This is a genomic window from Micromonospora sp. NPDC049201 (assembly GCF_055586805.1).
On sequence record NZ_JBVJHM010000003.1, the window covers coordinates 520,315 to 542,888 of the forward strand.

The 22,574-nt window shown below is 73.6% G+C and carries 15 protein-coding genes and 1 tRNA gene; 4 read left to right on the forward strand and 12 right to left on the reverse strand.

The features are described from left to right. Nucleotides 1-4: 4 nt before the first annotated feature. From ACZ6O5_RS09545 to ACZ6O5_RS09570, 6 genes are all read right to left on the reverse strand, one after another. Nucleotides 5-2,206, reverse strand: coding sequence for a glycoside hydrolase family 71/99 protein (locus tag ACZ6O5_RS09545; protein WP_465975805.1), 2,202 nt, complete (start codon nt 2,204-2,206; stop codon nt 5-7). After that, nucleotides 2,203-3,576: an alkaline phosphatase family protein gene (locus ACZ6O5_RS09550; RefSeq protein WP_465975807.1), complete on the reverse strand. Its 1,374-nt coding sequence runs from the start codon at nt 3,574-3,576 to the stop codon at nt 2,203-2,205. The genes ACZ6O5_RS09545 and ACZ6O5_RS09550 overlap by 4 nt, the downstream gene beginning before the upstream one ends. Continuing rightward, entirely contained in the window at nt 3,573-5,201 is a 1,629-nt protein-coding gene (locus ACZ6O5_RS09555) for a glycosyltransferase family 39 protein (RefSeq protein WP_465975809.1), read from the reverse strand. The genes ACZ6O5_RS09550 and ACZ6O5_RS09555 overlap by 4 nt, the downstream gene beginning before the upstream one ends. Continuing rightward, nucleotides 5,198-7,648 (reverse strand): glycosyltransferase, encoded by a 2,451-nt coding sequence (locus ACZ6O5_RS09560; RefSeq protein ID WP_465975811.1) that lies wholly within the window; start codon nt 7,646-7,648, stop codon nt 5,198-5,200. The genes ACZ6O5_RS09555 and ACZ6O5_RS09560 overlap by 4 nt, the downstream gene beginning before the upstream one ends. 470 nt (nt 7,649-8,118) lie before the next feature. Beyond that, the gene (locus ACZ6O5_RS09565) at nt 8,119-9,420 is read right to left on the reverse strand and encodes a hypothetical protein (protein ID WP_465975813.1); all 1,302 of its coding nucleotides are present in this window, start codon (nt 9,418-9,420) and stop codon (nt 8,119-8,121) included. Nucleotides 9,421-9,543: 123 nt separating this feature from the next. Then, on the reverse strand, nt 9,544-10,443 hold the full coding sequence (locus tag ACZ6O5_RS09570; RefSeq protein ID WP_465975815.1) for a lytic polysaccharide monooxygenase auxiliary activity family 9 protein: 900 nt from the start codon (nt 10,441-10,443) through the stop codon (nt 9,544-9,546). Between the two features lie 163 nt (nt 10,444-10,606). Between ACZ6O5_RS09570 and ACZ6O5_RS09575 the strand changes: the two genes are divergently transcribed. Continuing rightward, nucleotides 10,607-12,877: a DUF4153 domain-containing protein gene (locus tag ACZ6O5_RS09575; protein WP_465975817.1), complete on the forward strand. Its 2,271-nt coding sequence runs from the start codon at nt 10,607-10,609 to the stop codon at nt 12,875-12,877. Nucleotides 12,878-12,927: 50 nt separating this feature from the next. Here the strand turns inward: ACZ6O5_RS09575 and ACZ6O5_RS09580 are convergent, their stop codons facing one another. Together ACZ6O5_RS09580 and ACZ6O5_RS09585 are read right to left on the reverse strand one after the other, a co-directional pair. Further along, nucleotides 12,928-14,223 carry a M23 family metallopeptidase gene (locus ACZ6O5_RS09580; RefSeq protein WP_465975818.1) on the reverse strand — a complete coding sequence of 432 codons (1,296 nt, stop codon included), beginning with the start codon at nt 14,221-14,223 and terminating at the stop codon, nt 12,928-12,930. A gap of 74 nt (nt 14,224-14,297) precedes the next feature. Next, complete coding sequence (locus ACZ6O5_RS09585; RefSeq protein WP_465975820.1) at nt 14,298-14,909, reverse strand: helix-turn-helix transcriptional regulator; 612 nt, start codon at nt 14,907-14,909, stop codon at nt 14,298-14,300. A gap of 213 nt (nt 14,910-15,122) precedes the next feature. On the opposite strand from ACZ6O5_RS09585, the gene ACZ6O5_RS09590 reads away from it, so the two are divergent. Continuing rightward, nucleotides 15,123-16,187: an ice-binding family protein gene (locus ACZ6O5_RS09590; protein WP_465975822.1), complete on the forward strand. Its 1,065-nt coding sequence runs from the start codon at nt 15,123-15,125 to the stop codon at nt 16,185-16,187. Between the two features lie 377 nt (nt 16,188-16,564). Here the strand turns inward: ACZ6O5_RS09590 and ACZ6O5_RS09595 are convergent, their stop codons facing one another. From ACZ6O5_RS09595 to ACZ6O5_RS09605, 3 genes are all read right to left on the reverse strand, one after another. Continuing rightward, nucleotides 16,565-17,785, reverse strand: coding sequence for an AfsR/SARP family transcriptional regulator (locus tag ACZ6O5_RS09595; protein WP_465975824.1), 1,221 nt, complete (start codon nt 17,783-17,785; stop codon nt 16,565-16,567). 32 nt (nt 17,786-17,817) lie between these two features. Beyond that, nucleotides 17,818-17,890 (reverse strand) — tRNA-Ala (locus ACZ6O5_RS09600). 85 nt (nt 17,891-17,975) lie between these two features. Further along, a complete protein-coding gene (locus tag ACZ6O5_RS09605; RefSeq protein ID WP_107157788.1) occupies nt 17,976-18,566 on the reverse strand; it encodes a YqgE/AlgH family protein in 591 nt (196 codons plus the stop codon). A gap of 149 nt (nt 18,567-18,715) precedes the next feature. Between ACZ6O5_RS09605 and ACZ6O5_RS09610 the strand changes: the two genes are divergently transcribed. Together ACZ6O5_RS09610 and mdlC are read left to right on the forward strand one after the other, a co-directional pair. Continuing rightward, complete coding sequence (locus ACZ6O5_RS09610) at nt 18,716-19,516, forward strand: S-methyl-5'-thioadenosine phosphorylase (protein ID WP_465975826.1); 801 nt, start codon at nt 18,716-18,718, stop codon at nt 19,514-19,516. Nucleotides 19,517-19,626: 110 nt separating this feature from the next. Then, nucleotides 19,627-21,222 (forward strand): benzoylformate decarboxylase, encoded by a 1,596-nt coding sequence (gene mdlC / locus ACZ6O5_RS09615; protein ID WP_465975828.1) that lies wholly within the window; start codon nt 19,627-19,629, stop codon nt 21,220-21,222. A 3-nt stretch (nt 21,223-21,225) separates the two neighbouring features. On the opposite strand, the gene ACZ6O5_RS09620 is transcribed toward mdlC, so the two are convergent. After that, entirely contained in the window at nt 21,226-22,176 is a 951-nt protein-coding gene (locus ACZ6O5_RS09620) for a hypothetical protein (RefSeq protein ID WP_465975917.1), read from the reverse strand. Nucleotides 22,177-22,574 lie beyond the last annotated feature (398 nt).

The following is a 22,574-nucleotide window of genomic DNA, read 5'->3' on the forward strand; positions in this document are numbered from 1 at the left end:
CCGGTCAGTGGTGGAGCGGCGCCTCCTCGGACCGCGTGGCGCCGGATGTGGGCGACGGTGTGGCGGCGGCTCGCGCACGCCGTCGACGGCGGTACAGCCAGAGCGGCACCAGGACCACCGCGCCGACCGCCAGGATCAGCGCGGCCCAGGCGGGCAGGCCCCAGTCGTCGCCCTCGGCGCTGCTGTCCAGTTGCGCGTCCGGGTGCGGGGCGACGCCGAGCAGGTCGGCCAGGACCTCCAGGTACCTGCTGCCCCACTGTTCGCTCGGTTCGACGTAGGTGTTCTCGGTGAACTCGTTCCAGCTGATGACGCCGAGGGCGTCGGGCTGGGAGAGCCGGGCGGCGGCGAAGGACGCGCGCAGGGTCTCGCCGTCCCGGCGGGGCACCTCCCTTCTCCCGCCGATCTGGCGGGCGTCGAAGCCGGGCGAGACCGGGGCGATCCACAGCCCGCCCCGGAGATGGACGGCCCGGGACATCGCGGTGAGCTTGTCCCGGCTCTTGTCGACGAGCGGGTCGGCGGACGACCAGTAGTACGCCTGCCCGTCCAGGGTCGACTGGCTGTTCACCACCGAGACGCTCTTGGCGGTGCCGAGAACCTGGAGTTTCACCTGGGCCTGGCGGACGGTGTCCGCGACCTCGGTGGCGGAGTACCTGTCGCTGCCGTTCCAGATCACCACCGGCTGGTCGAAGATCCCGAAGACCGGGTCGGCGGCGTAGCGTTCGGCGAAGAGGGCCAGGTCGGTGCGGACCGTGGCCAGCGGCAACGGCTTGCGGCTGAAATCGATGCCCTGGTAGACGATGCCGAGCCGGAAGCTCTCCGCGCGGGCGACCTCGACCAGCGCGGCGAGTCGTTCGTCGAGCTGCTCGGTGTGTTTCCAGGAGACCAGGAAGCCGGTGACCCCGGCGGCCTTGGCCATCCGGACGTGCCGCCGCATGATCTCCTGGTCGTCGCTGGAGTAGCGGCCGAGCACCGGGTAGTCGCTCTTCGCCCGGTTCCACGAGCTGGGGTTGAACCAGATGTAGTAGTAGGCCAGCACCGGAACCGGCGACGAGGTAGGGGTCGCCGCGGGCCCGGATGGGGCGGACGCGGCCTGGGCCCGGCCCGCCGGCAGGCTCGCCGCGGCGACCAGCACCAGCACCAGCACCAGCACCAGCACCAGCACCAAGCCTGCGGCGGCGCGTGGCCGCCAGCGACGCCGACCGGACCGCCGCGCGGCGCGACGGAGCGCCCGGAACGGGCGGCGCAGGTGCGGGCGGCCCAGCAGCAACAACCCGACGGCCACCCCGAGCACGCCCACCGCCACCAGGGTCAGGTCGACGATGCTGATCACGGTGAGCGTCACCTCCTGGTCCCGGCTGATGGTCACCGGCCGGCCGAAGGAGAGGCCGCCGCCGCGGACGGTCAGGGTGTAGGTGCCCCGGGGCAGGTCGGGGACCAGCACGGTGCCGTCCGGGCCGAACCCCACCCGCTGCACCCGCCCGTCGGCCCGGGTGAGCTGGATCCCGCTGCCGGCCCGCCGGGGGAAGAGCATGTCCGAGGCGGTGAACGACACCTTGAAGAAGAGCAACTGCACCACCCAGGCCTGCCGGTCCCAGGGCACGAACTTCTGGCCGGCCCGGTTCACCACCGAGGTGCCGTCCACCACCACGGCGTCCACCACGTAGTAGAGACGTTTCGAGACGAGCCCGCGGGGCCCCTGCTGGGTGCGGCTCTCGGCGACCCAGAGTGGCTTCGTCAACTGGTCGCCGGTCAGCTCGATGATCTCGCCGGTGCTGCTGCGCAGCCGCATCGCGGTCGCCCGCCGAGCCGGCACCGGTGACCCGAACCGGTCGGTGTAGCGCCAGCTCACCCGCCGGATCGTGCGCAGGCCCACCTCGACGATCCGGTCCCGGACGCCGTGGTCCACGCTGCCCCGGATGCGGTCGAGCACCGCCTTCCGGTCGGTGCCGACCGTCGCCGACCCGACCGTGAGCCGGTTGTCGAGCCCGAGGAAGTTCCTCACTCGGATGTTCACCCGGCCCTTGGCGTCCGAGCGACCGGTGTTGCCGTCCACCGCGACCGGCACGCCCCGGATCGGCGGCACCATCTGCAGGTGCAGCGTGCCGGGCAGCGCGGAGCGGGGTGCCGCGGTGGCGGCGACCGGGGTGAGCAGGACGACCAGGAGCACCAGGAGCAGCGGCGGCAGCAGCCGGCGGGCGGCGCTCACCGCGACCGCCGCCGGCCCCGGACGGCCGCGGCGCCGACCAGCGCGCCGACCAGCAGCAGCGCGGTGGCGTACGAGCCGTAGACCGGCCGGGGGTCGGGCCGCTTCAACGCGACAGCGGTGCGTTCGGCGCTGAGCAGGACGCCGGGACGGGGCGGCGCGTCGAAGTCGAACGCGTCGAGGAACGTGTTCGCCTTGGCGTCCCGGCTGGCGAGCGGTCTCAGCCGCCAGTTGACCTCGATGAACTTGAGCACCGAGGTGAAGTCGAGCGTGGTGGAGTCGACCCGTCCGCGCCGGGCGTACGGGCTGACCAGCAGCGCCGGCACCCGGAACCCGTAGCCGTACTGGTCGACCTTCGGGGGCGTGACGTGGTCGTACCAGCCGCCCCAGTCGTCGTACGACCAGATGAAGGCCGAGGAGGACCACTCGGGGGACCGCATGAGCTGCGTCAGCAGCGCCCGCACCAGGTTCTGGCCGGCGCCGATGTTGCCCGGCGGGTGCTCGCTGTTGCCGGCCGGCGCGATGAAGGAGACCGCCGGCAGGTCGCCCCGGGCCGCGTCCGCGTAGTACTCGTCGAGATCCACGATCTTGGAGAACAGGCGTGGGTCGTCGACGTAGCGGGCGTACCCCAGCAGCGGCACCCAGATGACCTGCGCGCCCCGGTCGATGTCCTCCTCCTCGACCCGGGACCGGAACGTGATGGTCGGGTCGTAGTTCTGCACGTAGAACTTCCAACTGATCCCGGCCGCCTCCAGCCGGTCGAAGATGGTGGGGATGTTCCCCCAGCCGGCCGCCGGGATGGTCTCCGACCGGCCGGCCGCGCCCGGGCCACCGGTGACCCGGTACATGTGGTTGCGGATGCTGCCGGAGTGCGACGAGCTGAAGAAGCGGTCGAAGAGCACGTACTCGTCGGCCAGGTTCCAGTAGTACGGCAGGTCGCGGTCGTCGTAGTAGGCCATCGCCATCCGGCCGTCCTTGCCCGCCTTGCTCACCCCCTCCACGAAGCCGTTCATCCGGCCGCCGTTGTACTGCTGGGCGAACGCGTCGGCGGAGTGGTCGAGGTCGATCGCGCCGAGCTTGCCGATGTGGAACGGCTTGACGCAGGGTTCCGGCAGGTCCGCCCGCATCGGCATGCAGACGCCCTTCGGGATGCCGTCCACCCCGGGCCGGGTGCCGAAGTAGTTGTCGAACGTGTGGTTCTCCTGCATCAGGAAGACCAGGTTCTCGATCGGCGTGGTCGGCGCGGTCGGCGTCGCCGGGGCGGCCGACGCGGCGGCCGGCGTCGCCGACACCACGGACAGGGCCAGCAGCACGGCGACGGCCGACAGCCGCCCGGCGCGGCGCCGGAGCACGGGGACGATCCGACGGGTCATGGACGCACCTCATAGATGATGATCACGGGGACGGGAACGGCGCGGCCGGAGGCGTCGGCGCCGCCGACGTACTCGGTGTGCACGATCCGGCCGTGATAGCGCCGGACGAGGGTCGCCAGCCGGTCGGCGAAGAACGTCGAGCGACGCGCGGAGAACGAGTCCCAGACGATGTAGTGCAGGTTGTTGTTGCGCAGCCACCCGTCCGGGTTGTTGAGCGCCACGTAGGACGGGTTGCGGTGCAACGGGTTCGGGCTGACCGACAGCCCGTAGCTCTGCCGCTGGCCGTAGTAGCGGATGATGTTCGACATGGACGGGCCGAGGGTGAGGATCACCGATCCGTCCGGCGTGTGGTCGGTCAACCAGCGGCCGGCCTCCCGGCCGCCCGGCACGCCGCCGGAGCCGGCCAGGAAGCGCGTCCCGCCCTGCTGGCTCACCGCCCGCCAACACGGTCCGAGGAGGCTCAGCGCGACCGTGGCGACGGCCACCAACCGGACCACCAGGTGCACGCGGGCCCGGGGCATCACCCGCCGGGGAACGGCGGCGAGCCGGGCCGGCACCGGCAGGACGGCCAACGCCCGCGCGGCGAGCACCGCCACCGGCACGACGACCGGCAGCAGGTACTGGAAACCCTTGACCGGCCAGAGCTGGAAGAAGACCACCGGCACGGCGATCCAGGACAGCAGCAGCGTCTCCCGCCAGCTCCGCTGCCGGCGGGCCCACCACAGCCCCCCGAACGCGGCGAGCAGCACCAGCAGCCCGATCGACGAGGGCACGTTCTCCAGGTAGAACGACATCGGGTGGTTGGGGCGCCGGAACAACTGCCAGACGAGATAGTTGCGGCCGGTCTCGGTGCGGCCGGCCAACGCCTGCGAGATCGGATGGGTGGCGAAGACCAGCGCCAGCACCGGCAGCGCCAGCAGCGTGGCCCGCACCGGCCGGCGTACGCCGGGGGTGAGCGCCAGGAACGCGTAGACGCTGCCGGCCAGCACGATGCTTGTCTCCTTGGCCAGCATGGTGACGCCGAGCATGGCGGCGGTGGCCACGTACCAGAGCGCGTCCTGCCGTTGGACGAACCGGACCATGCAGTACAGCGTGAGCGTGGCCAGCAGCACCATCGGCCCGTCCAGCAGCACCTGCCGGGTCACCACCACGTGGTACGGCATCACGGCCAGCAGCAGCGCGGCGATGAGCCCGACCCGCCGGGTGTAGAGCCGGGCGCCCAGCGGGTACACGGCGAGCACGGTCAGCACGCCGAGCGCCACGACGACCAGCCGGCCGGCCACGTCCACCTCCCCGACCCGGAAGAACGGCGACAGCAGCGCCTGGACCAGCATCGGGTGGGCCCGGAAGACCGGGAAGTAGTCGGTGTAGCGGGGGTTGCCGGCGAGCGAGGCGGCCTGCCCGGCGTACACCGCCTCGTCGCTGTTGAAGCCGAACGCGTCGATCTGCCACGTCCGGACGAACAGCGCCAGCACGGCGACCCCGGTCAGTCCACCGGCCACCTTCCACCGTGGCCGACGCAGCGCCGGCAGCCAGGACGGCGGCGCGGACCTCGCCGGTCGCTGCGCCTCGCCCCGCCGCTGCTCGGGCAGCGTGTCGGTGATGGCCGGATGGCTCACGCTCACGCCGGCCCTCCCGTCACGGTCAGGTCACCGCTCCAGCTCGGCCACGGCTGGGCGGGCACCATCGGGGCACCCCGGCCGGCGCGTTCCTCCCGCAGCAGCCGGGGGATGTCGTCGGCCCAGCCGAAGGTGTCCGAGACGACGACCCGGCTGCGGACGTGGGACAGGAAGCTGGCGAGGATGTCCCGCTCCCGTGCCCGGAGCTGGACGTACCCCTGACCGTCGATCGTGATGGACGGCGCGAGGTACCGGAACGGCGGGAACCCGTACGCGTCGTCGGTGTTGTCGATCATGCGGTCGAGCGTGTCGGCGGCGCCCAGCTCGGTGATGTCGGGTTTGCCGCGCTCGATGACGAACAGCTCCTCCACCCGGGTGGTGGTGCCGATCCGGCACGGCACCAGACGGTCGACGCTGTACTTCGGCGGCGGGATCAGCAGCTGGGTGACCGCGTTGATCCCCATGATCGGGAGGTTGAACCGGCTGAGCGTCAGCGCCAGGGACCGGCCGCCCTTGGAGTGCAGGCGGCTCTGGAGTTGCAGCCGCCGCCACTCGGCGGGCGTCAGGTCCTGCGCCTGCACCGCACGGAGCGTGTGCGCGCTGATGGTGAGCGGCTTGGGGAAGCAGGTCGCCACCCCGTCCGGCCGGACGATCGTCATGTCGTCGGAGAGGAAGAGACCGCCGTGGTCGCGGAGCAGCCGCAGCACGGTGGCGGTCTTGCCGGTGTCGGTGAGCGCCGAGAGCATCACCCCGATCCCGTCGAGCGTGACGCACGCGGAGTGCAGCAGCATGTGGCCCCGGGCCACCATGACGAACCGGAGCAGCGCCTCGATGATGTTGGTGTAGACCACGTGCGGCGAGTGGGCCAGCAGCGGGCCGACCTGGATCTCGATCGGCGGTCCGAGCTGGATGCGGAAGTTCGCGCCCCACCGGCCGAGCTGCTCCTCGTAGCGCAGCACGGACTGGTCGGCGTACTGGGTCATGGCCGCGCGGCGCTGCGGCCCGCGACCGCCGATGTCGCTGACCCGCACCGCAATGTCCACCTCGGAGTCGGGCACCCACTGGGCCCGGAAGAACTCCAGCTCCGGCAGCATGATCTGCGAGCCGATGGTCACCACGCCGGCGACGTCGTAGCGGTACTTGAGGTACTGGTAGCGACGGCGCGACGGGGTGCTGGGCGCCTCGGAGGCACCGGCGACGAGCAACCGCACCGGGTCGCGTCGGGCCTTGTCGACGGCGGTGTAGATGACCCGGTCGTTGACCAGGAACCGGACCAGGAAGAGCGCCACCAGGGTGACCGCGTTGGCCAGCAGGATGCCGACCCCCGCCCACACCAGGGCCTGGAGCACGGGCAGCCGCAGCAGCAGCAACGCGTTGTTGAGCAGGAAGAACCGGGCCGCCCGGGCGGCGAACGAGCCGTGCCGGTTCCGCCGGTAGATCAGGCTGTCGATCAGCAGGAAGTTCCACGAGGTGGAGACCTGGGTGGCCAGTGCCGCACCGATCAGGTGGTGCATCCGGGCGGGTTCGTAGCAGAACCAGAGCACGGCGGTGTTCACCACCATGCCGGAGAGCCCGACCATGCCGAACGCGACCATCCGGCTCAGTTCACGCAGCCGCTCGACGTGGGTACGCGGGCTCCGCCGGATCTGCCCGACGAGGCGGCGGCCCCGCAGCCGGGCCAGGTGTCGCAGGAACGTCACGCCCTCCCGCAGGGACGCCTTCGACCGGCCGCCGTGCCGGGGCGCCATGTCGTACGCCACCTCGGCGACCCGGGCGCCGGGATGGCGCACCAGCAGCTCCAGCAGCACCTTGAAGCCGGTCGGGTTCATCCGGTCCAGGCGTACCGCGGCCCGACGGAAGGCGAACAGCCCGCTCATCGGGTCGCTCACCGTCGCCAGCCGACGCGGGAACATGCCCTTCACCAGTCGGGTCGCCCAGGACGAGGTCGCCGTCCGGAGGGCCCCGTCGAGCCCGCCCGGGGAGCCGTTGCCGGCGTACCGGGTGCCGATGACGACGTCGACGTCGTGGCGCATGGCGATCCGCGCGAGCGTCGCCGCCGCGGCCGGCGGGTGCTGGAGGTCGGCGTCCATCACCAGCACCCACTCGCCGCGGGCGTGCGCGGTGCCGAGCAGGACCGCGCCGCCCAGGCCGCCGGCGCGGGCGTGCGGCGGCCGGTGCAGCAGCCGTACGGTGATCGGCGCCGCAGCGGCCACCCGGGCGAGCACCCCCGGCGTGCCGTCGTCGCTGTCGTCGACCACGAGGAGTTCGGCGTCGAGCGGCGCCAGCAGCGGGCCGAGCCGCGCCAGCAGGATCGGGACGTTCTCCGCCTCGTTCCGGGTGGGCACGATGACGGTCAGTCGGGGCGGGCGGCCCTCGTCCGCCTCGTGCAGCGCCTGGAGCTGCGCCTCCGGTTCGGTTCGCCGGTCGCGAACTCCGGATCCGACTCTGTTCATGTCAACCCCCATGGGCGGCACGAGCGGCGTGAGCCACGTTGATGACGGGCACTGGATGCAGAACCGTCCGCCGGAGAAATGAATCGATTTCCCAAAGCCCGGTAAGGGACGAACCCGCAGCACGGGGTGGCGGCTCGGATACGCAAAGAGTACGGAGGGTTAACAGAGGACCTCCAGTTCCTGAAAAGTCAGCACCACGACACGTGCAATAAACGAACCGGACCGCAGTGGTTCATAGATAGACGAGGCACATTGCCAGCTCAGAGGCGGCGTAAGTAGGGTTTTCACGTTGTCGCGCGACGCGCGTCGGGCACCACGAAAAAACTGCGCCACCGCCGCGACGCGCCGCGTCGCAACAATGGCGCAGTTGTGAATGGGGACGCCCCGGCCCGGGGCGGCGATGCGTTATTTGGACAGCGGAACGCGACGGTCGCGCGGCGGCGGCACGTGGTCGGCGCCGCACGCCGACGTCAGCCGGACGTCACGACCGGCGGGTGGTCGTGCAGCACGGCGACGAAGTCGGACCGGCCACCACCGCTCCAGTCGCAGAGCGCGCCCGCCGGCGCGACGCCCCGGCACCCCACGGAACTCTCGACCGCCGTGCCCTCGCCCCACTCGTTGTACGTGGTGACGAGCTGCCAGAACGCCCCGGAGGCGGTCATCCGCGCCACCCCGGACCGCCACCGGTCCAGGCTCCGGGCCAGGAACGGCGAGCGCCCGTACGGCAACCCGGCCTTCCAGAAGCCCGGCGAGACGGAGTAGGTGCCGCCCGGCGCCCCGCTGAAGTCGGACTCGGGATGGGCCGGGGCGTACTGGTGCCAGGCGTCCACGGTGACGCTGTTGGCGCAGTGGCGGTAGCCGGAGAACACCTTCAGGCTGAGATAGATGGACTCGCCCCAGAGCCGCTGGAGCAGCGAGCGGGCGCGGACCCACCGGTCGACGGTCTCGCAGCCGTCGGCCATGGTCAGGTCGTGGGCGTTGTAGACGAAGACCACCATGCCCCGACCGGGCAGCACGGCCAGCGCCGAGCGGTCCCCGCCGTACGTGCTGCGCAGGTAGTGCAGGTCGGCGGCGATCTGGTCGGGGGTGGGCCGACCCCTCCCCTCCGGCTCGTAGTAGGGCGCCCAGGCGAACCCGGTGTCCCGGGCCCCCTTGAAGAGCGCCGGCCAGTGCCGGTCGGTGGTGGTGCCCTGACCGAACCAGGAGGCCAGCCCGACCGTGATGCCGCCGTACCGCATGTCCGCCACCTGCTCCCGGACCACCGTCGCGTCCACCGTGTAGCTTCCCCGGCTCGGCCGGTAGTTGGTGTACGGGTCCAGCCCGCCCTGGCGCCACGCCTCCGGGAACCACGGGTAGTAGAAGGCGGCCCGGACGGCGGTCGGCGTCCGCACCACCAGCCGCAGCGCCGCCTGGTGCCGCAGCGTCGCGCCGACGCCCTCGACGACGAGCGTGAAGGTGCCGGCGCGGGCGGAGACGGAGGTCTGGACGGACACCGTGGCCGAGGCCCCGCTCGTCACCGTGGCCGGCGTGACGGCGGCGAAGACGCCCGCGGGCAGGTTGGTCACCCGCAGCGCCACCGGCTGCGGCGCCCCGCTGGTGGTGGCCGTGTCGACGGTCGCCCGGGCGGGATGTCCGGCCACCGCCGTGACGGCGGCGGGCGCGACGGTCAGCGAGAAGTCGTCGGCGGCGACGGGTGGCGCCGCCGACGCGGACGGGCCGACCGGCACGGCGGCGGCCAGCACCGTGAGTACCACTGCGAGACGTAGGAACATCGACACTCCTCTGCGTTGCCTGGCGGGTCCGACACCGGGGGCAACGCGGGAGCGACCGGTCGGGTGACTGCGCGGCCGGTCACCGGCGCGCGCGACGGCCCGGGCCGCGCCGGGGCCGTCGCCTCACCAGATCCGGCGCCGCCCGGCGCGATGGTTACGGACCCCGCACGGCCGCCCGGGCGGTGGGCCGCCGGCCCGCCGCATCCGCCGGCCGAGCACGGCCGCGAGCAGCGCGGCGACCACCACCGCCGCCGCCGCGCCGACGACCAACGGCCGGGAGAACGGGCCGCTCTCGGTCACCGCCGCGACCGGCACTCCCGGCGCGTCCGCGGTCGCCGACTCCGAGCGGGTACGCGGGACCGCCGGGCTCGCTGCCGGCGCGGCCGGCCGGGTGGCGCGCGAGGCCGCGCGGAAGATCACGTCGGAGCAGGAGTAGTAGGTGTCCTGGGTGTTCGAGTTCTGCCAGATCACGTAGATCAGGTGCCGGCCCGTGCGCCCGGCCGGCAGTCGTCCCGGCATCTCGTAGGCGCCGTCGCGGATCGGCGGGTCGGTCACCGACAGGAACGGCTTGCGCTCCACGTCGGCCCAGGTCAGCCGCGCGTCCGGGGCGTACGAAGCGGTGGTGACGTAGAACCGGAACGTGCCCCGGTGCGGGATCGTGGTGCGGTAGCGGAAGGTGTGCCGGGCACCGGCGGTGAGCGTGGTGGCCGGCCAGTCGGTCCGGGGCAGGTCCAGCCCGCGGTACGCGGAGAGCCCGCCGCTGCACAGCTCGCCGTCCGGAATGCGCTCCCGGTCCCGCCCGTCGATCCGGGCCACCCGGATGTTGTCCCACTCCCGTACCGCCGCGCCGGCCGCGATCGCGGCCCGGCAGGCCGGTGTCTCCGCCCGCCCACCCTCCGGACCGCACGCCGCCGCGCGGCTCAGCGGGCTGGTCGGCGCGCCGTGGGCGCTCGCCGGGGCGGCGGTGAGCAGCAGCGTCGTGCCGATGACGGCGAACGCGACGAGCGCGCGACGTGTGCCCATGTGATCGACCTCCCGCGCACTGGTACGGGCCGGAAGCGGCAAAGGTTCGATCCGCACCGGTGCCACGACCGGCCAGGCTCGGCTGGCCGAACGGACAACCGGGGCGGCGGAGCGGTCGGGGCTGGCCCTACAGTGACGACACCCTGTGATCGAGGAGCGCGTCTTGCCCGAGCCGGCACAGCATTCCGAGCCGCCCCGTCCCGCCCCCACGGACGGGTCTCCGACGGGCGACCTGCCGCCCACCGCACAGCCGTACCTGCTGGTGCTGCCCCCGGCGGAGGGCGCACCGCCCCCGGTGCCGTGGCCCGGCGGGGAGGGCCAACCAGCCTGGGCGATCCCGGTCGTCGTACCGCCCGGCACCCAGGGCTACGCGCTGTTCGTGCCGCTGGTCCCGGCCGCCGGCCAGCCGACGCCGCCCGGCGTGCCCACCCAGGCCGCGCCGCCGGCCGTCGAGACCCCGTCCAGCGTGCCCGCCCAGGCCGCCCCGCCGGCCGTCGAGACCCCGACCTCCACCGCCCCGGCCCGGCCCCCGGACGCCACCCCGCCGACGGCCGGTCCGACACGACCGGACGGCGCGCGACCGGACGGCGGCGCGCCGATGCCGGGCAGCGTCCCGGCCACGACGCCGACCAGCACCGGGCCGACCCCGGCGACCGGCACGCCGGCGCCGACGGGCGCCGCCGCACCGGCCGGCACGCCATCGGCCCCGGGCACGGCGGTCGCCACCCCGACAGCCTCCGGCACGCCGGCCGCCCTGGCCGTGTCGGCCACGCCGACGGGCGGCCCGGGCACCCCGACGGCGCCCACCGGGCATGTCCTTCCACCGGTCCACGGTGGAGCGGCGCCCGGGCCGGGGCACCAGGACATGCGACCGTGGGTCACCCATCCGCCGGCACCGGGCTGGGCCCCCCGGCCACGGACGCCCCGCACCTCGTTCCTGGGCGCGCGCTGGCCCGGCCCGAAACCAGCCACCGGCCGGGCGGCGCCGCTCGCGGTGCTCGCCGGCGCACTCGGCAGCGCGGTCTTCGTCCCGCTGAGCCGGGTCGGCATCGGCTGGTTCCTCGGCTGGCTCACGCTCACCCTCGGGGTGCTGTTCGCGGTCCGCACCCGCGCCGCCGAGCTGCCCCGCGCCGACCGGCTGATCCGGGCCGGCTGGGCGGCGGCGGCCCTGGCCCTGCTCGCCGTGCCGGCGTTCCGCAACGCCTGGTGGCTGGTGACGTTCTGCGTGCTCGGCGCGCTGGGCTGCGCCACGCTGGCGATTGTCGGCGGCCGGCTGGTCCGCTCGATCCTGTTCGGCCTGGTCGCCACGCCGTTCGCGGCGTTCCGGGGGCTGCCCTGGGTCCGCGGCCACGTCACCGCCTCGCCCGAGGCGGCGACGGTCCGCAAGGTCACCGTCTCGGTGGTCGCCACCGTGGTGGTGCTGGTGGTCTTCGGCAGCCTGCTCGCCTCGGCCGACGCGGCGTTCTCCGAGGCGCTCGGCACGGTCGTGCCCGAGGTCGACCTCGGCACGGTGTTCCGCGGGCTGTTCCTGGCCGCGGTGGGCGGGCTGATCGCGGTCGCCGCCGTCTACACGCTGGCCGCCCCGCCGGACCTGTCCACCGTGGACCAGTCGGGCGGGCGGCGGCTCGGCCTGCTGGAGTGGGCGCCGGCCATCGCGGCGCTGACGCTGCTCTTCGCCGGCTTCGTGGTGGTGCAGTTCACCGTGCTCTTCGGCGGCGAGCGGCACGTGCGGAAGGTCGCCGGGCTCAGCTACGCGGAGTACGCCCGCAGCGGCTTCTGGCAGTTGCTCTTCGTCACGCTGCTGACCGTGGCGGTGCTCGGCGGGGTGAGCCGCTGGGCCGGCCGGGAGCGGCCGGTCGAACGGATCCTGCTGCGCGTCCTGCTCGGCCTGCTCAGCGCGCTGAGCGTGGTGATCGTGGTGTCCGCGCTGTCCCGGATGTGGACGTACCAGAAGGTCTACAGCTTCACCGGCGAGCGGATCTTCGTGATGGCGTTCGAGCTGCTGCTCGGCGCGGTCTTCCTGATGATCCTGGCGGCCGGTGTGCGGTGGCGGGGCCGGTGGATTCCCGGGACCACCGTGGCGCTGGCGGTGGCGATGCTGCTCGGCCTCGCGGTGCTCAACCCGGAGGACTACGCGGCCCGGCGCAACACCCTCCGGTACGAGCAGACCGGCAAGATCGACGCCTGGTACCTGCGCGCGCTGTCCGCCGACGCCACGCCCGCCCTCACCCGGCTCCCCGACCCGGTCCGTCGCTGCACGCTGAGCTGGATCGCCGACGACCTCGACCAGCCCGACCCCTGGTACGCCTGGAACCTGGGCCGGTACCGGGCCCGCCAGGCCCTCGACCGGGTCGGTCCGGGTGCGGTCGGCGGCCCGAAGGACTGCCGCCGGGCGGACCAGTTCGACCTGCCGAAGTCGCGGCGTCCCCGCTGACGCCACCGGTCGGGCCGCCCACGCGGCGGCCCGACCGTCCACCCTGCGGGTCAGACGGCGTAGATGTGCTTGACGCCGCCCAACGCCAGCACGGCCGCCGTGTCACCGCGGACCCCGCTGTTCAGGTTGCGCCAGCCGTTGTAGCTGCTCGCCTCGTGCACGTATCCGCCCACCACGCTGTAGATCAGCTTCTCGCCGCCGAGGCTCAACGCCGCCAACGCGGTGCCCTGCACGCCGGAGATCCCGGTCCACAGGTTCCGCCACCCCGCGTTGCTGGCCGCCTCGAAGACCCGCCCGCCGTTCAGCGAATAGATCATCTTCGTGTCGCCGAGCGTGATCGCCGCCACCGCCGACGCCGCGATACCCGTGTTGAGGTTGCGCCAGCCGTTGGCGCTGTGCGCCTCGTGCACGTAGCCGCCGACGATGCTGTAGACGTACTTCACGCCGGCCAGCGCGATCACCGAGATGGCGGAGGACGCGACGCCGCCGATGCCACTGTTGAGGTTGCGCCAGCCGTTGTAGCTGCTCGCCTCGTGCACGTATCCGCCCACCACGCTGTAGATCAGCTTCTCGCCGCCGAGGCTCAACGCCGCCAACGCGGTGCCCTGCACGCCGGAGATCCCGGTCCACAGGTTCCGCCACCCCGCGTTGCTGGCCGCCTCGAAGACCCGCCCGCCGTTCAGCGAATAGATGATCTTCGTGTCGCCCTGGCCGATCGACGCCACCGCGGAACCCGTCACCGCGCCGCCGCTGCCGGAGACCGGCAGCGCCCGCCACCCGGCGTTGCTGGCCGCCTCGAACACCTGACGCGGCTGGGCGGCGGGGTTCCGGGCGATGTATTCGAGCGGACTGATGTACGTCCCCGCCGGGTCGATCATGTGCCAGTGCAGGTGCGGGCCGGTCGAGCTGCCCGACCCGGGCGCGCCCCGCGCGCCGCCGGAGCGACCCACGATGGTGCCCGCGCCCACGCCGGTGCCGTCGGCGAGCAGGAACTGCGACAGGTGCAGGTACTGACTGCGGTAGCCGTCACCGTGGTGAATCGTGACGGTGTGCCCGCCGTCACCGTTGTAGGGGATGTTCTGGACGGTGCCGGCGCCGCAGGCAGGCAGCGGCGTCCCCACCCCCATCCCGAAGTCGATGCCGCCGCGCGAGCCCCGGCTGAGGTGCCCCTCCCAGGTGTCGGTGATCGGGTAGGCGCTGAACGGGTTGTAGATGACCGGCGCGGCATACGCGGCACCCGGCGGCATCACCCCGCCCACCGCCAGCGCGCCCGCACCGAGCGTGGCGACACGCAGGAACGTACGCCGGTCAACCCCGCAGCAGTCGCGCTGCCCGCTCTCCGTCATCCCGACCCCTTCCGACACCCGGGCGGCCGGTTCGGCTCCGGCCCGCCGCACCCATCCTTAGACGGGCGTGGATATCATTCCGGCTTCCGAGGACCGGGTCCACCTGTCGACGAACGGTGTTGGCGCGGGCTCGTGCCGTACCGGCGTTTGAACGCGGCGCTCAGCGCGAACGAGCTGCCGTAGCCGACCCGCCGGGCCACCGCGCCGACCGTGGCGCCGGGTTCCCGCAGCAGGTCGGCGGCGAGCGCCAGCCGCCACCCGGTGAGGTACGACATCGGCGGCTCGCCGACCAGCCCGGTGAAGCGCCGGGCCAGCGCCGCCCGGGAGATCCCGACGCCGGCGGCCAGCGACGCCACGGTCCACGGCCGGGCCGGGTCGTGGTGCAGCATCCGCAGGGCCCGCCCGACCACCGGATCGGCGTACGCCCGGTACCAGGCGGGCGCCGCCGCTCCCGGCCGGTCGAACCACTCCCGCAGCGCGGCGATGAGCAGCAGGTCGAGCAGGCGGTCCAGCACCGCCTCCTGGCCGGGGTCGTCCTTGACGATCTCGGTGGCCAGCAGCGGCACCAGCGGCGAGTCCCAGGAAGCGCGCGGGACCTCGGCCGGATTCGGCGCGCTCTGCTGGGCACTGGTGGTCGCCGGGCCGCACGACCGGCTGAGGCCCACCAACACCTGAGATCGACTCACTAAAGTCCAATTGTATCGTTTGCGCAACTATTTCCGCTTCTGGGTGATTTGGTGGTCAATGCACGCCTTGTGCCACACGTGTCACCTGAGCAGGGCCGGTCACATGACATCCCTGCGAGTAGTACCCACGGAGGGTGTTCTGTGAAAGTCCGAACCGTTCATCGCCTGAGGCGGGCGGCCCCGTCAGTACTCGCTGCTTCCGCGAGTGCCGCCGTGGCCGTCGCCATGCTGATCTTCAACTCCACCGCGGCCAGCGCGGCGGACGCGCCGGTCAACCTCGGCACGGCTGGCAACTTCTCGGTCCTGGCCGGTGCCGAGCCCACGAACACCGGCCCGAGCTTCCTGGCGCAGAGCCTCGGCAGGTTTCCGGGGAACACCGCATCGGGCTTCGGGACGGCGACCATCGGCGGTGAGGTCCACCTCGGCGACGCGGTAGCCCTCCAGGCCCAGAGCGACCTGACCACGGCCTTCAACGACGCCGCCGGCCGAACCCCGTTCACCAACCTGCCCGCGGAACTCGGCGGCAACACCCTCAACGCCGGGGTCTACCGGATCGGGGCGGCGCAGCTGACCGGGACCCTGACGCTGAACGGGCAGGGCGACCCCCAGGCGGTGTTCATCTTCCAGGTCGACTCCGCGCTGACGACGGCGTCGAACAGCAGCGTCGTCCTGATCAACGGCGCTTCGGCCTGCAACGTGTTCTGGAAGATCGGCAGTTCGGCGACGCTCGGTACGGGCACCACCTTCCTGGGCACCATCATGGCCCAGGCGTCGGTCACGATGGCCACGGGCGCGAACCTTCAGGGCCGCGCACTGGCTCGAACCGCTGCCGTCACTCTCGACACCAATGTCATCACCGCCCCGGTGTGCGCCGGACCGACCGGCCCACCCGGACCGTCGGGGCCGCCCGGACCGTCGGGCCCACCCGGCAGCCCCGGCGCACCTGGCGCACCAGGTAGCCCCGGCGCACCGGGCAGCCCTGGCGCACCCGGCAGCCCCGGCGCACCGGGCAGCCCTGGCGCACCCGGCAGCCCTGGCGCACCCGGCAGCCCCGGCGCCCCGGGCAGCCCCGGCGCGCCCGGTCCTTCGGGGCCGCCCGGCAGCCCCGGCGCACCTGGCTCTCCCGGCCGGCCGGGCGGTCCCGGCAAACACGGCGGCATGTTGCCGGTGACCGGTGGCGGCACGGCCCCGGCCCTGGCCGGGGTGGGAACTGTCCTGATCACCTCGGGCGGAATCATGTTCTTCCTCGCCAGGCGTCGCCGGACACTCCAGTCCTGATCGGAGGGCCCGGCCGGTGACTGCCGGCCGGGCCCACCGCCTACCGCCGTGACCGCTGTCCGGTCGCGGCGAAACGGAATACCGCTCACTGACAGGACATAACCACGGGCACTGCTCGCCCCAGCGACAGAGCCCGGAGTGACATGACAAAACCCCGGTGAGCGTCGTTCCTCACCGGGGTTTTCGCTCGGGTCGAGCCGAGGGGACCCGAACCCCTGACAGTGATGATGTGGGAGCGGGTCACCCGGCCGGTCTGACTCACCCTCTGACTGACCGTGGTGTCTTCTAGGGGATTCGTCGGCTTGTCCGGGTGACCCGCTGCTGCACTCACCTGCTGGGCGTTCGTGACCTGACAGGAGCCTGTGCAAGAGGTTCCGTCACTCAAGAAGCGTCAGGTCACAGGTGGTGTCGACACCCGCGGCAAGACTCCTCACGCCGCCGTCATCGACGGTGCTGGCCGGGTCGCCCAACTCGCCGGCGATCGCGGCCAACGAGAAGTGCCTGTTGGTCACCGCCCGGGACGCGACGATGGCCAGGGCGAGGGGCAGCCGCGCACAGCGGGCGACGATGTCGTCGGCCGCGGCGGGTTCGGCGCCGACCTGGCCGGCGCCGAGTCGGCGGACCAGCATGTCACGGGCCTCGTCGGGGCTCAGGAGATCGAGGTTCATCGGTTGGGCGCTCTCGGTGACGACCAGCGGGACGAGCTGGTCGCGGCTGGTGACGATCGCGAGGCAGCCGGGCGAGCCGGGCAGCAGCGGACGGACCTGGTCCGCGTCGCGGGCGTTGTCCAGCACCACCAGCACACGCCGGCCCGCAACCGACGTCCGGTACAGGCTGACCATGAGGTCCGGTTCGGTGGGCATCCGGGCCGGCGGAACGCCGAGCGCCGCCAGGAAACCGTGCAGCACTCTCGCCGGTTCGGTCGGGGTGGCCGCCGGGTCGAAGCCGCGCAGGTTGGCGTAGAGCTGCCCGTCCGGGAACCGTCCGGCCGCGCGACGCGCCCAGTGCACGGCGAGCGCGGTCTTGCCGACGCCGGCGGTGCCGGACACCACCACGGCGCCGCCGCGCCCGGCGAGCGCGTCGAGGGTGGCGATCTCCGCGTCGCGGCCGGTGAACGTCGGCAACGAGGGCGGAAGCTGCGCCGCCACCGCCGTCTGCGCCGCCACCGGGGCGGGCGCCGCGATGCCGGGGTCCTGGCGCAGCACCGCGCACTCCAGGTCCCGGAGCCCTGGGCTCGGGTCGATGCCGAGGTGCTCCCGGAGGGTGTCGCGCAACCGGCGGTAGGTGGCGACCGCCTCGCCCTGCCGGCCGTCGAGGTAGAGCGCGAGCATGAGCTGCGCGTGCAGGTGCTCGTCGAAGGGGTGCTGCCGGACCAGCCGTTCCAACCCGGGGACGAGGCGGCTGTGCTCGCCGACGGCCAGCCGGGCGTCGACGAGCGCCCGTTCGACCTCCAGTCGCAGGCGGGCCAGGTATTCGGCCTGCTCCTCGACCCAGCCGGACCCGGTCACGTCGGCCAGTGGTGGTCCACGCCACAGCGTCAGCACCCCGGCGACGGCGGCAGTCCAGACACAAAAATCAGCGGCCCGGTCGATGATCACTCGACCAGGCCGCTGACCTGCAATTTCAAGGGTGGAGCCGAGGGGACTCGAACCCCTGACCCCCACACTGCCAGTGTGGTGCGCTACCAGCTGCGCCACGGCCCCTTGCGATCGTCCCCGGTCACCCGGGCACGGGAAGAACTATACACACGCCGCCCGCCATGGTCATCTCGCGGGGTCCCCGGCCGGGTCAGTTGAGCGCCACGTCCGGCGGGAAGTGGGCCACCGCCGCCATCATGCCGCCCTGCCGGCGCAGCACCATCGGCCAGAGATCGTCCGGCCGGTCGACGAAGGCGTCGCCGGGCAGCGCGTCGAGCACGAACCAGGACCCCTCCTCGATCTCCCGCTCCAACTGACCGGCGCCCCAGCCGGAGTAGCCGGCGAAGACCCGGATGCCGCCGACCGCGTCGCGCAGCTTCTCCGGGTCGACCGAGAGGTCGATGGTGCCGACCGCGCCGGAGACCCGGTGGAAGCCCTTGACCGGCTGGACGGGGTGACGCATCCGGGCCAGGCAGATGGCCGAGTCGGGCTGCACCGGGCCGCCCTCGAAGAGCACCGCCGGCTCGCGGGCCAGGTCGCTCCAGTCACCGAGCACATCGGCCACCGGGACCTCGGTGGCCCGGTTCAGCACCACGCCGAGCGCGCCGCCGGGCTCGTGGGCGACCAGCAGCACGACCGTACGGTCGAAGTTCGGGTCCTTGAGCACGGGTGTCGCGACCAGCAGCCGTCCGGTCATCGACTCCATGGCTCGGCCACCGATCGCCTGCCCCTCACCCTGCATGTCCGACACCCGTCAGCCGTGCGCCCGTGCGGGCCCTCCGTCGTCGACCGTCCACGCTGTCAACGCCATGTCACGCACCATAGCTTGCGTCCCGCCCGCTGGCTAAGGTCTGACCGTCGGGTGATCGCGACGGATCGAGGGAGGACCGGATGGCGGCACAGGCGGAACTGGCGGTGATCGGCGGGTCAGGTCTCTACGCCCTGCTCGACGGCGTGGAGCACGTGGTGGACACCCCGTACGGGGCGCCGTCGGACCCGATCACGGTCGCCGAGGTGGGCGGCCGGCGGGTGGCGTTCCTGCCGCGACACGGTCGGGACCACCGGCACCCCCCGCACCTGATCCCCTACCGGGCCAACCTGTGGGCGTTGCGCTCCCTCGGCGTACGCCAGGTGCTGGCGCCCTGTGCGGTCGGCGGGCTCCGGCCGGAGCTGGGTCCGGGCACGTTCGTGGTGCCGGACCAGCTCATCGACCGCACCAGCGGGCGGGCGCAGACCTACTACGACCAGGGGGCGGTGCACGTCTCGTTCGCCGATCCGTACTGCCCGGCCGGGCGACGGACGCTGCTGGACGCGGCGGCCCGGCGGGACGTGCCAGCGGTGGACGGCGGGACGGTGGTGGTGGTCGAGGGGCCGCGTTTCTCCTCCCGTGCGGAGTCTCGCTGGTTCACCTCGATGGGCGGCGCGGTGGTCAACATGACCGGGCACCCGGAGGCGGTGCTGGCCCGCGAGTTGGCGCTCTGCTACACGTCCATCGCGCTTGTCACCGACCTGGACGCGGGCGTCGAGGCGGGCGAGTCGGTCACCCAGGAGGAGGTGTTCCGGGTCTTCGCGGAGAACACCGACCGGCTGCGCGAGCTGCTGCTGGACGCGGTCGCCGCACTGCCCACCACGCGGGACTGCCCCTGCGGGACCACGCTGGACGGCATCACGCTGCCGTTCCCGCTGCCCTGAACCCCGGCGAAGCGCCCGAAAAGTCCGCCTCGGCCCGCTAGATTCGGTGGGTCGGGGACCGGGCGCCACGCCGTCCCCGGCACCGCGGCCAGGGACGGAGGCAGCCGGCGATGGCGACGGTCCGCGAGGCCACCTACGACCTGCTGCGCGCGCTCGGGTTGACCACCGTCTTCGGCAACCCCGGCTCCACCGAGGAGCCGTTCCTCGCCGACTTCCCGGCCGACTTCCACTACGTGCACGCGCTCCAGGAGGCGTCCGCGGTCGCCATGGCCGACGGCTACGCCCAGGGCACCGGGCGGCCCGCGCACGTCAACCTGCACACCGCGCCGGGCACCGGCAACGGCATGGGCAACCTGGTCACCGCCTGGCACAACCGGACCCCACTGATCGTCAGCGCCGGCCAGCAGACCCGCGAGATGCTGCTGATCGAGCCGCGCCTGGCCAGCCCCCGGGCGGTCGAGCTGGCCCAGCCGTACGTCAAGTGGGCGCACGAGCCGGCCCGCGCGCAGGACATCCCGGCGGCGTTCATGCGGGCGTACGCCACAGCGGCGCAGCCGCCCACCGGGCCGGTCTTCCTGTCCCTGCCGATGGACGACTGGGACCGGCCCGCCGACCCGCCGCCGCCGGTGCGTACCGTCGCCACCCGGATCGGGCCGGACCCGGACCGGCTGCGCGGCTTCGCCACCACGCTGGCCACCGCCCGCGCCCCGGTGCTGGTGCTGGGCGCGGCCGTGGACCGGGCCGACGCCTGGCCGGAGGCGGTCGCGCTGGCCGAACGGCTGGCCACCCCGGTCTGGGCCGCCCCGGCACCGGAACGGGCCGTCTTCCCCGAGGATCACCCGCAGTTCCGGGGCGTGCTGCCGTACGCGATCGGGCCGCTGTCGGCGGCGCTGCGCGGCCACGACGTGGTGCTGGTGGTGGGCGCCCCGGTGTTCCGCTACTACCCGCACGTGCCGGGCGACTACCTGCCCGACGACGCCCGGCTGTTGCACGTCACCGACGACCCGGACGAGGCGGGCCGGGCCCCGGTCGGGGAGAGCCTGCTCGGCGACGCCAAGCTGGTGCTGGCCGCGCTGCGGGAGCTGCTCCCGCCGGCCGACCGGCCCGCGCCGCCGCCCCGGGATCCGCCCGCCCCGCCCGAGCCGGCCGAGCCGCCCAGCGCGGACGCGCTCTTCTCGGCGCTGGCCGCCGCCTGGCCGGCCGACGGGGTGCTGGTGCAGGAGTCACCGTCCAACCTGGCCGCACTGCGCCGTCGGCTGCGGATCGACCGGCCGCGCTCGTACTTCACCATGGCCAGCGGCGGACTGGGGTTCGGGCTGCCGGCGGCGGTGGGCCTGGCGCTGGCCGAGCGGGACACCGGGCGGGGCCGGCCGGTGGTCGCGGTGATCGGTGACGGCTCAATCCACTACTCGGTGCAGGCGTTGTGGACCGCGGCGCGGCTGGGCCTGGCGCTGCCCGTCGTGGTCCCGGTGAACCAGCAGTACGCGATCCTGAAGGCGTTCGCCGAGCTGAAGCACACCCCGGGCGTACCGGCGCTGGACCTGCCCGGACTGGACGTCACGGCGGTGGCCCGCGGCTACGGCTGCGCGGCCGAGGTGGTGGCGTCGCCGGACGCGCTCGGGCCGGCGCTGGCCCGGGCGCTGGCCGCGGACCGGCCCACGGTGCTGCCGGTGCCGATCAGCACCGAGGTGCCCCGGCTCCTGTGACCCTCACCCGCCGGCGCGGACGATCAGCGGCGCGCCACTGCCGACGTCCAGAACCGTTCGGTCGCCCAGCGGGGCGGTGAGCGGGACGCTGACCGGCTTCATCGCGAGTTGCATGGTGCAGGGGCCGGTGGCGGGGACCACTGCGGCACCGACCACCACCACGTCCGGTCCTTCCCGCACCAGCGGGGTCGGCGCGCCGTCGCAGGCGCCGACGCCGACCAGGTAGTCGAGCCGGTCGGCCGCCACCGTCCGCAGTTCCTGCGCGGCGACCAGGCCGGCCGGCAGCGGGCCGGTGTCCGCCGCGCCACCGGGCACCGTGCCGACCGCGCGCGGCGCGACCGCCAGCCGGGCCACCGGCGCGGCCAGTTCCGCCACCGTGAACAGCCAGGCCGGGACCTCGGCCCGGCCCCGGCTGGTCCACACCGGCGCGCTGCCCAGCCGCACCGAGGTGACGGTGAGCGGGATGCACGGGGTGGGCGCGCTGGTCGACACCGGGTCGTCCGGGCCCGGCGCGGCGGTCGGGTCGGCCGGCTCCGGTCCACGGGGGCGACCGTCGCAGGGCGGCGGATCGCCCCGGTCCAGTTGGGCGTACGCGTCGGCGGCGCTGACCAGCGGCACCCGCAGCACACCGTCGGGGAAGCGGATCGAGCCCTGCGGCGGAACGCGGGTCGGCATCGCGATCTGGTCCCGGTACCAGCCGGCGGCGAACGCCACCTTGGCTTCCTCGGTGAAGGCCGGATCGCCGGCGAGCACGGTGGCGTCCTGGAGCGGGACGTATCCGTCGCGCCACCGCGGATCGGGCTGCCACCGCGCGGCCACCTCGTCGGCCCGTTTGGTGAACGCGGGGCGCTGGTCCGGGCCGGCGGGCGGCGGCCCGCCCGACCCGACGCCGGGCGCGGCGCATCCGGAGAGGACCAGCAGCGGCAGCCCGAGCAGGGCGATCGATCGGCGCATACGGATCAGACGCCGATCCCCCACCTCCGGTTCCCTACCTCCCCCACCCCGTGCCCACCCCACGCGCCTCGCGCAGCCCAGCACCTCACGGGGTCTCACGCGCAGCCCTCAAGCGCCGCGCCCCACGCCCCACGCGCCGCGCCACGCGCCGCCCCACGCGCCGCGCCCCACGCCACGCGCCGCCCCACGCGCCGCGCAATGCGCCTGTTTCACGGAAAGAGTGGCCTTCGGGGCCCAGTTAGCCACTATTTCCGTGAAACAGGGCGCCGGGACATCGCGCCCCCGGCGTTCGGGGACGGCTCGGCCCGGCGTTCGGGGGGCATCGCGGGCGGGGGCATCGCGTTCGGGGCGGGGGCATCGCGGCCCCGGGGGCGCGGGAGGACTGGGACGGGGACGGG

Bases quoted from the DNA above. Each gene is read 5' to 3' on its own strand.
- ACZ6O5_RS09550 (WP_465975807.1), bottom strand. From the start codon at position 3,576: ATGACCCGTCGGATCGTCCCCGTGCTCCGGCGCCGCGCCGGGCGGCTG.
- ACZ6O5_RS09560 (WP_465975811.1), bottom strand. From the start codon at position 7,648: ATGAACAGAGTCGGATCCGGAGTTCGCGACCGGCGAACCGAACCGGAG.
- ACZ6O5_RS09565 (WP_465975813.1), bottom strand. From the start codon at position 9,420: ATGTTCCTACGTCTCGCAGTGGTACTCACGGTGCTGGCCGCCGCCGTG.
- ACZ6O5_RS09570 (WP_465975815.1), bottom strand. From the start codon at position 10,443: ATGGGCACACGTCGCGCGCTCGTCGCGTTCGCCGTCATCGGCACGACG.
- ACZ6O5_RS09580 (WP_465975818.1), bottom strand. From the start codon at position 14,223: ATGACGGAGAGCGGGCAGCGCGACTGCTGCGGGGTTGACCGGCGTACG.
- ACZ6O5_RS09605 (WP_107157788.1), bottom strand. From the start codon at position 18,566: ATGCAGGGTGAGGGGCAGGCGATCGGTGGCCGAGCCATGGAGTCGATG.
- ACZ6O5_RS09610 (WP_465975826.1), top strand. From the start codon at position 18,716: ATGGCGGCACAGGCGGAACTGGCGGTGATCGGCGGGTCAGGTCTCTAC.
- mdlC (WP_465975828.1), top strand. From the start codon at position 19,627: ATGGCGACGGTCCGCGAGGCCACCTACGACCTGCTGCGCGCGCTCGGG.
- ACZ6O5_RS09620 (WP_465975917.1), bottom strand. From the start codon at position 22,176: ATGCGCCGATCGATCGCCCTGCTCGGGCTGCCGCTGCTGGTCCTCTCC.